Below are 12,238 nucleotides of genomic sequence, written 5' to 3' on the forward strand. Positions count from 1 at the left end.
GACGCGCCGCTCAGAGAAGGAGACGCGCCGCTCGCGGTGATGATGGATGCTCGGTCAGGGATTTGAACCCTGGTCGTCGGCTGACTTCCGAACCGGCGCCGAGGCGCCGCGTCCGCCGAAAGGCCAACATGATTGGCCGGACTACACCAACCGAGCGTGAACGATGCTTACGTCGGGGACAATTTAACTCTTCTCAACTCCCCGCAGCGTGCGACGGTGACGCACGCAGTCGGTGCGGAGGCGAAACCGTTACTCGTCGACGTCGACGCGCTCGATCTCGACGGCCTCGCGGGGGTCGTCGTTGGGCCCGGTCGGCACGCCGCCGATCTCCTCGACGACGTCCATCCCGTCGATGACATGCCCGAAGACGGCGTGCTTGCCGTCGAGGTGCGGGGTCGCGTCGAGCGTGATGAAGAACTGCGAGCCGTTCGTGTTCGGGCCGGAGTTCGCCATCGACAGGATCCCGGGTCCGTCGTGGGTGAGGTCGTCGTGGAACTCGTCGTCGAACTCGTAGCCGGGACCGCCGCGGCCGTTCTCCATCGGGTCGCCGCCTTGGATCATGAAGTCGTCGATGACGCGGTGGAAGACGATGCCCTCGTACAGCGAGTCGCCGCGGACCTCGCCGCTCTTGGGGTCCTCCCACGTGTTCGTCTCGGGCGCGGGCTCCGCGTCGGCCGCGGGGTCGTGACGCGCCAGCCCGAGGAAGTTCTCGACCGTCTTCGGCGCGCGATCGGCGAAGAGCTCGACGACGATATCGCCGTGGTTGGTCTGAAGCGTCACCTGCGGGTTGTCGGGATCGGAAACCTCTCGTGCCATGTCCGCAGAGAAGGGCGCCCGTCGGAAAACCCTGCCCATCCGCGCGGGTCGTCCCCGGCCGCGAACACCGCAGTTATAAGCGAACGCCGCGGACGCGTCGACATGAGTTCGACCGCGGTCCTGACCGTCGCCGCGCTCGTCGTCGGGGTGACGGTCGGCGCGCTGTTCGCATTCCTCCGCGTTCCGATCCCCGCGCCCCCGGAGCTGCCGGGCGTGATGGCGATCGTCGGCATCTACCTCGGTTTCAAGCTCGTCGGCTACGCCGGCGTCGGGTTCGACCTGCTGGACGCGCTCGGGCTGTGACGTCCCCGCCCCGGACCACCGACGGCCGGTATCGTTTTCCGGCGGGCGCGAGCAGTACCGCGTATGTACGACCAGATCCTCCTCCCCGTCGCACCCGGCGGCGAGGCGAACGACGCGATCCCGCACGCGGCCAGCCTCGCCGAGCGATACGGCGCGACCGTCCACGTCGTCTCGGCCGCCGACACCGCGGTCGACACGCTCGCCGGGCCGCGGACGGGCGCGTTCTCCGACCGCCTCGTCGACGCGGCCGAGGAGCGGGTGGAAGCTGTGACCGCGGAGCTGGAGGAAGCCGGCGTCGAGACGGTCGGCGACGTCGTCCGCGGCGAGCCGCTGGACGTCATCGAGAACGCGATCGAGGACGGCGCCGACCTCGTCGTCATGCCGAGCCACACTCGACAGGGGATCCGACGGCTGCTCCTCGGGAGCGTCACCGAGAAGGTCGTCCGCGTCGCGTCGGTACCGGTGGTGACCGTTCCGATGACCGAGCCGACGGACGAAGGGGATCGGGAGCCGGCGGATCAGGCGGATCGAGAGCCGGCCGACGACGGCGACGCGACGGGCGGACGCGGAGCGTCGGACGGGCAGTGACGGCCGCGCCGAGCGAACGCCCATGACGGACGCGTCGAACGGCCGCGAGACCGTCATGCGCGCCTTCCGGGTCGCGTACGACGGGCGAGAGTACGCCGGCTTCCAGCGACAGCCGCACGCCGAGACGGTGGCGGACGCGCTCCTCGAAGCGCTCGCGGACCACGGCGTCGTCCAGCGCGGCGACGGGGCGACCCACGCCACGCCCCCCGGCTACGCCGCGGCCGGGCGGACCGACGCCGGCGTCTCGGCGGTGGCCCAGACCGTCGCCTTCGAGGCGCCGACGTGGCTCACCCCCCGCGCGTTCAACGGGCACTTACCGGGATCCGTCCGCGTGTGGGCCGCCGCCGACGTCGGAGAGGAGTTCCACGCGACGCACGACGCGGTCCGCCGGACCTACCGGTACCACCTCTACGCCCCCGCGGTCGACGGGGGCGGTTCGACCGACGCCGCGCGATCGGATCCCGAACACGCGGTCGACGACGACCGACTCCGGGACGCGCTCGCGCGGTTCGACGGCGAACACGACTTCCACAACCTGACGACAGACGAGACTGGCACGGTCCGCGACCTCGACGCGCGGGCGGCCCGCGCGGGCGACGCGCTCGTCGTCGAACTCTCGACGGACGGGTTCCCGCGGGCGCTCGTCAGGCGGGTCGTCGCCGCGGTCCGGGCCGTGGGTCGCGGAACGGCCGACCCCGCATGGATCGAACGGCTGCTCGCCGCCGACCCGATCCCCGGCGAGCGGGGGGTCGGCCCCGCGCCGCCCGAACCGCTCGTGCTGTGGGACGTGCGCTATCCCGACGTGACGTTCGAGGTCGACCGCGAGGCCGCCCGGAGCGCGCGGGTCGCGTTCGGCGAGCGACACCGCGACGCGCGTCACGCCGCCGCCGCCACCGGCGCGGTCCGCGACAGGCTGTCCTCGGCCGCCGAGGAAGAGTGAGCTCGGCGGCCGTGGAGAGACGATCCGGACCGCCGAGGCCGCGGCCGTCAGGCCGCCGATCCGCCCGCCGGCGTCTCCATGCCGTCGACGCGGACCAGCAGGGTGTTGCCGTCGACGTTCGTCGCGTCGACCACGCCAGAGAGCCGCAGCCCGGTGGCGGGCGTCGGCCCGACGGTCACGCGGTCTCCCGCGTCGAACGGGCCGACGGGACCGCGGATCACGAGTTCGGCGCGACACAGTTCCGGATTGGCGACGCTCGACAGGTCTATCTCAGCGACGGTGACGTCCTCGACGGGGATGCCCTCGCGCTCCACCGGGGTCGTCGCGGCGTCGTCTAGCCGCTCGATGTCGAGGGCGTCGTACGCCCCGTCGGTCGGGATGTATCCGCCGTCCGGCCCGGCGACGCCCTCGACGAGTCCGAGGGTCCGGAGGCTACCCATCCGGTTCCGGACCGTCCCCGGGTTGCGGTCGATCGCGTCAGCGATCTCTCGCCCCTGTACTGGGTCGTCCCCTCCTTCCGCAAGGTTCACGAGCGCAGTGAGCACCCGGCTTTGACTTGAACTCAACTCGATTTCTGACATACACAATTCGATGCGCAACTTCCTGATAAATGTTGGCATATAACGTCATTATATGCTTACGAGACCCACTAAAACGTGTTATTTCTGGAAAGTACTGCGATTACTACCTCAGATATGCGGTAACAGAAAAACAACCTCTCGCTAGATACTATTCTCGAATATTTTTAATTCTTGTCCCAGTTGAAGTTCTTTATTTTTGTAATTATGGTCGATTGTGCGCCGTTCAGAGTAACTTTGTACTAATTCCTTATACTATCTACACCGCAAGTATTTACCGCCGAAGCCGGAAGCGGCGGGCGACTGATGACGAATCAACGCGACGTTTGTCACCGCTCGCAGGGACACCCCGTCACTCCGCGACGGCTCACCGGCGGTGTAAATCGGCAGAGAACGCGGACGAGGGACCGAGCGGAGGGCGTCGATGGCTGACCGCGAGTCGGCGTTCGAGTCCGACGGGGCCGTCTCGGCCGGTCGGTCGGCGGAGGCGGGTGCCCGACAAGTGACTCGGTCCGATCCGAGCTCCGAGTCGCTGCCTCGCGCGCTGCTCCCGGACCGGGACCCCGCGGTCGAACGCGACCGCGTCCGGTCGTTCCTCGCCGAGCGGGTCGACGCCGCGGCCGCCGACGGCGTCGTGGTGAACATGAGCGGCGGGCTCGACTCGACGGTGACCGCCGCGCTCGCCGTGGAGGCGCTCGGTCCCGAGCGCGTGTACGGGCTGATACTCCCGTGTAACAAGGTCGGCGCGCCCCACGCACGGGACGCCGAGGCGCTCGCGGCGGCGCTGGGTATCGAACACGACACGGTTCACCTCCAGCCGCTGTTCGCGCAGTTCGGCGCGGTCGCCCCCGATCGCTTCGACCTCCACGACGAACCGGTCCGATCGGGGAACGCGGTCGCTCGGCTCCGGATGACCGTCGCCTACCTCGCCGCCAACGCGACGAACCGCCTCGTCTGCGGCACCGCCAACCGGAGCGAACTGCTCTTAGGCTACCTGACGAAACACGGTGACGGCGCGGCCGACGTGTTCCCGCTGGGACACCTGTACAAGTCTGGCGTCCGTGCCCTCGCGGCCGAACTCGACGTGCCGGAGTTCGTCGTCGAGAAGCCACCGACGGCCGGGTTCCTCCCGGGCCAGCGGGACGCCGACGACCTCGGGGCGCCCTACGAGGTCGTGGACCCCGTCCTCCACCTCGGCGTCGACCGCGGACTGGACTCCGAGTCGGTCGCCGAGCGAATCGCGGCGACCGTCGCCGAGGTCGACCGAACTGCGGACGACGACGGCGGCGAGGGCTCCGCCACCGCCGTACTCGCCGGGATCGACCGCGACCTCGTCGCGGACCTGCTCGCCCGCCACCGCGCGACGGCGCACAAGCGACTCCCGCCGCCGACGCCGGACGGGGACATGGAGTGACCGAGCGGTCGGGACCGGCCTACGCCGCCCCGTTCAGTCCCAGTCGCTCGGCCAGAGGTCGGCCGCGCGCATCCCCGTCTCGAAGTCGGCCTCGCGGAAGGCGGTCACGAGTTCGTCGCGGTCGAGGCGGGGGAGGTCGCGCTCGGGCGCCGCGAACTCGGCGACGAGCAGGGCGGTCAGCATCGCGTGTTCGCGGACGTTCCGGTCGTCGACCTTGTCGCGGGTGTCCGCGTGGGTGTGGCCCCACCCGCGCCCGCGGTCGCCGGAGTCGCTGTGGAGCTGGAGCGCCGGTACGCCGCGGCGCACGAACGGCCACTGGTCGGAGAACGGGTGCGGCTGCGCGTCGACCTCGATCGGCTGGCGCGTCGCGGCCGACACCGCTTCGGCCACCGACGCGGCCGCCGTGGAGGCGTGTGCGAGCGCGATCAGGTCGCGGAACCGTCCCGCGCCGTCGACGTTGACCACGCCCTTCACGGAGTCCAGATCCACGCGCTCGGCGAGGTGTTCCGCGCCGAGCAGGCCGACCTCCTCGGCGCCGACCGCGACGACATCGACGCCGAGCGGGAGGTCGGCGCCCGCGATGATCTCGGCCGCGGTCGCGACCGTCGCGATGCCGCAGCCGTTGTCGAGCGCCCCCTCCGCGATGTCGTGGGCGTCGTAGTGAGCGAGCAGGAGGACGCGCTCGTCGGTGTCCGGACCGGCGCGACCGATCACGTTGCGGCTCTCGCCCGGCGTCGTCGACGCCTCGACCGACAGCTCGGCCTGCGCGACGGCGCCGGAGCCGCTCGGTCCGGCCCCCCCGCCACCGACCGCGTACTCGCGGAGCCACGCGCCGGTCTCCTTCGAAACGCCGACCGCGACCGCCTCGGCCTCCTCGCCGAACGTGAGCGACCCGGTCGGCGGCAGCTGCCCGTCGAGGTGGTTGACGAACACGAAGCCGACCGCGCCCGCGTCGACCGCGTAGCCGAACTTCTCCATGCGATGGACGAACCGCCCGCCCTCCGGGGTGGTCGTCGAAGCGACCGCGATCCGGCCCGCCACGTCGCGCTCGTCGATCTCCGCCGGGGTGCCGTACCCAACGTCGACGAGTTCGCCCGAGACGCTGCCCCCCGGCGAGTACGGGAGCGCGAGGGCTTCGAACGACCGCGTGGTCGGCTCGCCGCCCCGACCGGAGACGGTCACGTCGAGCGACGCCGACCCGCGCTCCCACGCCGGGAGGTCGAACGGCTCCGTGCGAACGTCCGCGAGCCCCGCGCGCTCGAAGGCGTCGGCGACGAGGTCGGCGCCCCGGGCCTCGCCCTCGCTGCCGGCCATCCGGCTCCCGATCGCCGTGAGGTCGGTGAGGAACCGCCACGGCTCGTCGTCGGTCCACGTCGATCCGAACGCGGGGGCGAGTTCCGCGGCGCGGTCGCGCACACGGTCGACCGCGTCGGTTCGCCTCTCGGTTGCTGCGTCCTCGGCCATGGGCGTGCCTCCGTCGGTGACGGCTTAAGACTGTGGCTCGCGGCACTGGGCGGCGGCGAAGTGAGCCCCGCCCGGTGAAACGCTACGTTCAAGTGGGACGGTCGGGTATCTCGATTTGAGCACCGTTGGTCCAGTGGTAGGACATTAGCTTCCCAAGCTAATAGCCCGGGTTCAATTCCCGGACGGTGCATCCGGACGCTTACGCGGCTGTCTTCCGCATTTCCCGCGGCGCTACAGCGTGAAATGGGTCACTGAAGCAGTACGGTAACACCGATACTCTCCTGTTTGGCCCCGTACCGAACGATCACTTCCTCTCCGGGCACTGATCCCGGGTTATAGCGCATTTATACACACGTTCGTTTAAAAATAACCGACCGCGGATCTGCGGTGAACACCTCCAAAGTCCCAACCGGGAGGACGACGCACGCTCGCTTCGCTCGTTCCTGCGGCGCTTGCGTCGCCTGCGTCGTCCTCCCGGCTGCCCCTTTGATAGTGATTAAAGAAAATATTTACCTTTATGCGTAGTAGAGCTGGTAATGAGTCGGCTCGACGGGGTCACGCTTGAGGAACTCTACGAACTCAAAGGGCAGATCGACGAAGGGAAGCCCGAGAACGTGTTCTCGCGGCGATCGGACGCAAACAGGGCGATCACTTGGAACGTTGCTGAACGCCATGGCGTCGTCGAGAAAACGATCCGCAACTGGCTCGATCGGTTCGAAAAAGAACCGATCGAGCAAGCTCCCTACGACACACCTCGACCAGGAAGACCAGCAAAAATCCAGGAGAAGAGCGTGAACAGCTTTCGAACAGCTACAACAGCCACCGACTGAACTCGGCTACGACCAGCAAGCGTGGTCGCGAAGCTCTTGCTCCACCACGTCAAAAAAGAGTATGGCGTCGAATACCACGAGAATACGCGTACGAGTTGTTGAGAGAGGCCGGACTGTCCTTGCGGACAGCACGGCTCCGACACCACGAAGCTGACCCGAGGAGAAGGCCGAGTTCCAAGAGACAGTCGAAAAAAACAGCCCGAATTGAGCGAAAAAAGGTCGTTGTCGTCGATCAGTTCACCAAAACGTCGGAACTGTCCAGCGGCGTGGCTGGTACCCAATCGGGTCAAATCCGACGATAGAGACGCAACGTCTTGGAAGTCGGTGACAGTGCTGGGCGCTGTCACCGACGACGGTGACAGCCTCTTTTGCTGGACGGAAGAGAACTGACCAGATCCACGGAATTCGCTGTTAGAGGCATTGAAAGACGAGTTTGGTGATGAATTAGTGGGTTTCTGGACCGAGCGGGCTACTTCTACGCGAGGGATCTCTGGGAACACGTCAGCGGTGAGCGAGAGACCGAAACTGTCGGAGACAGTTCGGTCTCGTGCGTGCGTGGAGACGACCTTGAAGTGTGGTACTTCCCGTCAAAGCTTCCCGAATTGAACGCCGTCGAAGGATGTTGGGATCAGCTCCAAGAGTGGTTCAAGTACCGCCTTGTTCCAGATCTCTCAACGCTGAAAGACTACATGACACGAGGATTGAGCGCAATCACCGAACCAAATATCTGGCCGTATCTTACTGGTAAAGATTTATCGTAACCACTATGAGATCCCCCGCACCGCGCCCCTCGCCGACCTCGTCAGTCGCCCTCCGCGTTGCTCCGGGCGAGTGACTCCCTCGCACGCGCTCCTCGCGGCCGCCGGTGCGGCCACTCGGAGGCGCGCGCTACCGCGGTACTCCGGACATGTATAAGCAATCGCCGCGGCGACGCGTGTCGGTTTAGATACCTCGTCGCCCGGGCCGCTCAGAAGATGTTCGCCTGGTCGTACACTGAGATGCCGGTGTCGGTGATGTCGTACGGCTTCGTCTCGCGGGAGTGGTTCGCGTCGCGGATCTTCTGGATCTCGACTGCGAGCCGCGTCTCGCGGAAGTCCGACGCGCGGACGTACTGGAGGACGAAGACGGCGTCCGTCAGGTACTCCACGATCCCGTGTCTGGACGCGTACTGCGTCTCCTCGCTCGCCTCCGATGTGAGCAGGGTCGTCACGCCCGCCTCCTTGAGCGAGCGCGTGAAGCCGAACACTTCCGAGCGGCGCTTCGCGGGGTGGTCGTACATCATCTCCAGCAGCGAGACGGAGTCGAGCACCAGCCGGTCCGCCTCGAACTCGGCGATGAGCCGGACGAGGTCGTTCCGGATCGACGACAGCGAGTTGGCCATCTCGATCGGGTCGATGGCGACGACCGCGAGGCGGTCCTCGGCCGCGTGCTCGCGGAACGACCACCCCTTCTCGGCCGCCGTGTCGAGGATCGACTCCCGGGTCTGTTCGAGCGTGATGTAGATCCCCTTCTCCCCCGATTCGAGCGCGTGGTTGAGGAACTGGAGCGCGAACGTCGTCTTCCCGGTTCCGGCGCCGCCGATGACCGACAGCAGCGACCGGCTGGGGACGCCCCCGAGGATCATGTCGTCGAGCCCCTCGATCCCGATGTCGGTCCGCTCGATCTCCGACTCGAACTCCTCCGGGTCGACGTCGAAGTCGGTCGTTCCGCCGCCGCCCGCCTCGCCGCCGAGGTCCCCGAACCCGAAGTCGTCGTCGCCGGCGCTCGCGCGCCGCGGTAGCCGCCGAACGGGTCGGCGCCCCCGCCGCCCCGCCGTCACCCCCGCGCTGCCGTCCGCACCGCCGCTACTCCCGCTGCCCCGCGGCTCCCGCCGAAGGGGTCGTCAGCACCGAACGAGTCCGTCCCGCCCCCGGAACCGGCGTCCGGGTCGGGAGCGCTCGCTTCGCTCGCGCCGGCGTCGCTCCCGCCGCCGAAGGGGTCGTCCGCACCGAACGACCCGAACTCTCCGCCGCCGCCGACATCGCCGAACGCGTCCGCCGGTACGCCGTCTGCCGTCGAGTCGTCACCGGACCGGTCGCCCCCGGACCGGTCGCCGCTCGGCTCGTCGGTCCCTCCGAACGGGTCACCGTCGTCGGCCGTGTCGCCGGAGGAGCGCGCCTCGCCGTCATCGGTCGCACCGCCGAACGGGTCCCCGTCGCCCGCGTCGGCGTCCGATTCCCCGCGGTTCCCGCCGAAGGGGTCCGCGGGCTCGGCGTCGTCACTCGATGCGCCGAGTTCGACCGCCGGGTCGTCGAACTCCCGCTCCGCACCCCCGTCGCCGGGAGCGTCGGACTCGTCCAGTACTCCCGTCGCGTCCTCCGGCTCGCCCGCCGCGTTCTCCTGTCCGGCCGTCGCGTCCTCCGGCTCGTCCGGCGCGTCATCCCGCTCTTGCGCATCATCCGACTCCCCGGGCCCGCCGTCGGATCCGCGCTCCGCGTCGCCCACCGGCCGCTCGTCGGACTCCTCGTCGGTCTCGCGCAGCGCGCGCTCGAACCAATCGTCCTCCTCGCTCATCGTTTCCGCCGCCCGTGGGGGTTCGGCATGAGCCGAGCAACGCGACCGAGCGGCTTGAAACTTTCCGGCGAACTCCCGCGCGTTGAGAACTCGATCGGGCTCCCCGATGTCCGCACGCTTTTATCCGGGGACAGGGATGGCTTCCGCATGGAAGTGGGCATCGTCGCGCGAAAGGGCAGCGAGCGGGCGGCGTCGCTCGCGGCGACTCTCCGAGACATCGTCACCGAAGAAGGAGAGAGCGTCTGGCTCGACGCGGAGACCGCCGCCGCGCTCGACGCGGGCGACGACGCCCGGGCGGTCGACGCGTTCGACGACTGCGACCTGGTCGTCGCCGTCGGCGGCGACGGCACGTTCCTGTTCGTCGCGCGCAACGCCGGCGACACCCCCATCGTCGGGGTGAACCTCGGCGAGGTCGGGTTCCTCAACGCGGTCCCGCCCGCCGACGCGGCGGCGGCGCTCCGCGCCGAGGTCCGGGCGTTCCGGAACGGGGGGCTGGACGTCCGGGAAGCCCCGCGGCTCGCCGCCAGCGCCGGCGGCTGGACGTCGACGCCGGCCGCGAACGAGGTGGTGATTCAGGGCGACCGACGCGGCCCCGGCGGCGGGATCGACTACGAGGTGCGGGTCGACGGGTCGCGGTACGCCGGGGGGCACGCAGACGGGGTCCTCGTGGCCACGCCGACCGGGTCGACCGCGTACAACCTCTCCGAGCGCGGGCCCCTCGTCCACCCCGAGGTGAACGGGCTGATCGTCAACGAGATGGTCGCCGAGGACGGGATGCCACCGCTCGTCGTCGACGCCGACGCGAGCATAACCGTCGCGGTCGCGGACGACGCGGGGGCGACCGTCGTCAGCGACGGACGCGACACCGCGGCGCTCGACGGGCCGACCGAAGTGACCGTCGAACGCGCCGCGCCACCGATACGGATCGCCGGTCCCCCCTCCGACTTCTTCGAGGCGCTCGGCAAGCTGTCCTGAGCCGGCGGCTGCCCGGCGGCGGCCGGACGCACCCACAAAGCGTTTACCGGACGCCCGCGGACGCCGGAGCGTGAATCGCCGGTCGGCGCTCGGACGGTACGCGGTCGCCGGGGTCCTCGTCGCGGCGGTGGCGGCAGTGACCCTCGCGGTCTCCCCCGAGGCGGCGCTCTCGCGGCTCCGGTGGCTCGCGACAGACCCGCTGCGGTTCGGCGCCGCGATCGTCGCGCTCGCGGCGGTCAGGCCGCTCCTCGCGTGGCCCACGACCCTGCTTGCCGTCGCCGTCGGCTTCGGGTACGGCTGGGCCGGGACGCCGCTCGCGCTCGCGCTCGTCGTCGGCACCGCGCTCCCCCCGTACGCGCTCGCCCGGGCGGGGAGATTCCGCCTCCGAGACGGCGCCAACGCGGGCGACGCGTCGGGAATCGCCGACAGGTTCTGTCGCGCCGGCGAGCGCTTCGCGGCCGAGTCAGGGAGCGTGCGCGCCGTGACCGGGACCCGCCTGCTGCCGCTCCCGTCGGACGCGGTGACGGTCGGGGCCGCGGCCGCCGGCGTCGGCGTCCGGCCGTTCATCGCCGGTACCGCGTTCGGCGAACTCCCGTGGGTCCTCGCCGGGGTCGCCGTCGGCGTCTCGCTCGACCGCCTTGCGGCGAGCGGCGGGTCGCTCGTCGACCCGGCCGTGGTCCTCGGCATGGCCGCCGTCGGCGTGCTGATACTCGCCGGACCGCTCTACCGGACGTTCCTCCGGTCGGACGCGACGACGGTCTGACTCGGCGGACACTGGGCGCCGATACGGCGGACGGATCGCAGAAAGCGAAAAGACCGCCCGGGCGTGTCGTCGCTCGGGCGGTCGTGCGGGCCGTGTGCCTCTGACAGCAGACGGGTGCTCTGCGTCGGGAACCGCTCGCAGCGACGCGCGCATTCCCCCGGTCCCCGAATCCCGGGAACCGACCCAGCCCTGACCCCGAAGCCGCGGTGCGGTCCGCGCTCGCCCCTGCGAGCGCCGGACGCGGCCGCGACTCCAACGGGGGACCGGGAGAGCGCGGCGTCGCTACGAGTCGCCGTCGGTCGAGTTCTCGCCGCTCGAACCGTCCTCCGACGCCTCGGACTCGTACTCCACCTCGATCCCGCTCGGCACCGGGCGGAGGAGGTAGCGGCCGTTCCCGCGCAGCACCGGCGCGAAGTCCGCGGTGAACGTCGTCCGCGCGTTCTCGCGGATCTCGAACTGCTCGTTGAACTTCAGCGGCGCGTTACCCGGGAGATCGACGGCCGCGTCGCTCCCGTCGGTGAGGGTCCCGTCGGCCGACGACACGTCGAGCTGGAGGTACGGGTACTCGCCCGTCTGGAGCTCCCGCTCGTCGATCAGCTGCGTCTCGCCGTTCTGGAGTTCGACGAGGTCAGCCTCCTGTGACTCGTCGAACTCGAAGTACTCGCGACCCTCGGCGGCGTCCCCCTCGTCGTCGGTCCCGTTGCCGTCGGTGGTCTCGTTCCCGCCGGCGTCGGTGTCGTCGCTCCCGTCGTCCGGGTCGGTCTCGTTCGCGCCGTCAGCGTCACCTTCCTCCGGATCGGCGCCCTCCGGGCCGAGCCAGAACCCCTCGACGGTGACGACGAGCGACTCGAAGTCGCCGATGTCGGCGGGCTGGTCGGTCACCTGCGTCGCGAGCGTTCCCGTCGCGCGACCGACACAGCCGGCGAGGCCCGTCGCCCCGAGGGCGGCGGCGCCGGTCGCCTTGAGGTAAGTGCGCCTGTCGAGCGCGTCGAGGTCGGGCGCGCGGTCAGTCAC

Annotated in this window: 12 protein-coding genes, 2 tRNA genes and 1 pseudogene; 9 read left to right on the forward strand and 6 right to left on the reverse strand. The window is 69.7% G+C overall.

What is annotated here, in order from left to right; translation table 11 throughout:
• Positions 1-47: 47 nt before the first annotated feature.
• A tRNA-Glu gene (locus tag EO776_RS09000) sits at positions 48-156 on the reverse strand.
• A gap of 93 nt (positions 157-249) precedes the next feature.
• Entirely contained in the window at positions 250-816 is a 567-nt protein-coding gene (locus EO776_RS09005; RefSeq protein WP_129452393.1) for a peptidylprolyl isomerase, read from the reverse strand.
• 102 nt (positions 817-918) lie between these two features.
• Between EO776_RS09005 and EO776_RS09010 the strand changes: the two genes are divergently transcribed.
• From EO776_RS09010 to truA, 3 genes are all read left to right on the forward strand, one after another.
• Entirely contained in the window at positions 919-1,119 is a 201-nt protein-coding gene (locus EO776_RS09010) for a XapX domain-containing protein (protein WP_086216656.1), read from the forward strand.
• Between the two features lie 63 nt (positions 1,120-1,182).
• On the forward strand, positions 1,183-1,707 hold the full coding sequence (locus EO776_RS09015) for a universal stress protein (protein WP_049932617.1): 525 nt from the start codon (positions 1,183-1,185) through the stop codon (positions 1,705-1,707).
• A 22-nt stretch (positions 1,708-1,729) separates the two neighbouring features.
• On the forward strand, positions 1,730-2,647 hold the full coding sequence (gene truA, locus EO776_RS09020; RefSeq protein ID WP_094519827.1) for a tRNA pseudouridine(38-40) synthase TruA: 918 nt from the start codon (positions 1,730-1,732) through the stop codon (positions 2,645-2,647).
• 47 nt (positions 2,648-2,694) lie between these two features.
• Here truA and EO776_RS09025 read toward each other — a convergent pair whose 3' ends face one another.
• Positions 2,695-3,228, reverse strand: a complete 534-nt coding sequence (locus EO776_RS09025) for an Rrf2 family transcriptional regulator (protein WP_094519828.1) — start codon at positions 3,226-3,228, stop codon at positions 2,695-2,697.
• A gap of 421 nt (positions 3,229-3,649) precedes the next feature.
• Here EO776_RS09025 and nadE point away from each other — a divergent pair, with 421 nt between their 5' ends.
• Positions 3,650-4,639 (forward strand): NAD(+) synthase, encoded by a 990-nt coding sequence (nadE, locus tag EO776_RS09030; RefSeq protein ID WP_094519829.1) that lies wholly within the window; start codon positions 3,650-3,652, stop codon positions 4,637-4,639.
• A gap of 33 nt (positions 4,640-4,672) precedes the next feature.
• Here nadE and EO776_RS09035 read toward each other — a convergent pair whose 3' ends face one another.
• Complete coding sequence (locus EO776_RS09035) at positions 4,673-6,103, reverse strand: M28 family metallopeptidase (RefSeq protein WP_049932611.1); 1,431 nt, start codon at positions 6,101-6,103, stop codon at positions 4,673-4,675.
• A 119-nt stretch (positions 6,104-6,222) separates the two neighbouring features.
• Between EO776_RS09035 and EO776_RS09040 the strand changes: the two genes are divergently transcribed.
• The 3 genes from EO776_RS09040 to EO776_RS19765 all read left to right on the forward strand — a co-directional run bounded on the left by EO776_RS09040 (position 6,223) and on the right by EO776_RS19765 (position 7,694).
• A tRNA-Gly gene (locus tag EO776_RS09040) sits at positions 6,223-6,293 on the forward strand.
• A gap of 346 nt (positions 6,294-6,639) precedes the next feature.
• Positions 6,640-6,933, forward strand: a complete 294-nt coding sequence (locus EO776_RS09045) for a helix-turn-helix domain-containing protein (protein WP_222104437.1) — start codon at positions 6,640-6,642, stop codon at positions 6,931-6,933.
• Between the two features lie 455 nt (positions 6,934-7,388).
• A complete protein-coding gene (locus tag EO776_RS19765) occupies positions 7,389-7,694 on the forward strand; it encodes a transposase (protein WP_394346129.1) in 306 nt (101 codons plus the stop codon).
• A 206-nt stretch (positions 7,695-7,900) separates the two neighbouring features.
• On the opposite strand, the pseudogene EO776_RS09055 reads toward EO776_RS19765, so the two are convergent.
• Positions 7,901-9,486: pseudogene (locus tag EO776_RS09055) on the reverse strand (KaiC domain-containing protein).
• A gap of 147 nt (positions 9,487-9,633) precedes the next feature.
• Between EO776_RS09055 and EO776_RS09060 the strand changes: the two are divergent.
• Positions 9,634-10,461, forward strand: a complete 828-nt coding sequence (locus EO776_RS09060; protein WP_049932608.1) for an NAD(+)/NADH kinase — start codon at positions 9,634-9,636, stop codon at positions 10,459-10,461.
• A 70-nt stretch (positions 10,462-10,531) separates the two neighbouring features.
• The gene (locus EO776_RS09065; RefSeq protein WP_094520618.1) at positions 10,532-11,224 is read left to right on the forward strand and encodes a VTT domain-containing protein; all 693 of its coding nucleotides are present in this window, start codon (positions 10,532-10,534) and stop codon (positions 11,222-11,224) included.
• Between the two features lie 282 nt (positions 11,225-11,506).
• Here the strand turns inward: EO776_RS09065 and EO776_RS09070 are convergent, their stop codons facing one another.
• A complete protein-coding gene (locus tag EO776_RS09070) occupies positions 11,507-12,238 on the reverse strand; it encodes a DUF4382 domain-containing protein (RefSeq protein ID WP_049932651.1) in 732 nt (243 codons plus the stop codon).

Source organism: Halorubrum ezzemoulense, assembly GCF_004126515.1.
GTDB lineage: Archaea > Halobacteriota > Halobacteria > Halobacteriales > Haloferacaceae > Halorubrum > Halorubrum ezzemoulense.

What these genes read in the sequence shown, in the direction of transcription:
- EO776_RS09025 (WP_094519828.1), bottom strand. Translation starts at nt 3,228, where the DNA reads ATGTCAGAAATCGAGTTGAGTTCAAGTCAAAGCCGGGTGCTCACTGCG.
- truA (WP_094519827.1), top strand. Translation starts at nt 1,730, where the DNA reads ATGACGGACGCGTCGAACGGCCGCGAGACCGTCATGCGCGCCTTCCGG.
- EO776_RS09015 (WP_049932617.1), top strand. Translation starts at nt 1,183, where the DNA reads ATGTACGACCAGATCCTCCTCCCCGTCGCACCCGGCGGCGAGGCGAAC.
- EO776_RS09060 (WP_049932608.1), top strand. Translation starts at nt 9,634, where the DNA reads ATGGAAGTGGGCATCGTCGCGCGAAAGGGCAGCGAGCGGGCGGCGTCG.
- EO776_RS09010 (WP_086216656.1), top strand. Translation starts at nt 919, where the DNA reads ATGAGTTCGACCGCGGTCCTGACCGTCGCCGCGCTCGTCGTCGGGGTG.
- EO776_RS09035 (WP_049932611.1), bottom strand. Translation starts at nt 6,103, where the DNA reads ATGGCCGAGGACGCAGCAACCGAGAGGCGAACCGACGCGGTCGACCGT.
- nadE (WP_094519829.1), top strand. Translation starts at nt 3,650, where the DNA reads ATGGCTGACCGCGAGTCGGCGTTCGAGTCCGACGGGGCCGTCTCGGCC.
- EO776_RS09005 (WP_129452393.1), bottom strand. Translation starts at nt 816, where the DNA reads ATGGCACGAGAGGTTTCCGATCCCGACAACCCGCAGGTGACGCTTCAG.
- EO776_RS09045 (WP_222104437.1), top strand. Translation starts at nt 6,640, where the DNA reads ATGAGTCGGCTCGACGGGGTCACGCTTGAGGAACTCTACGAACTCAAA.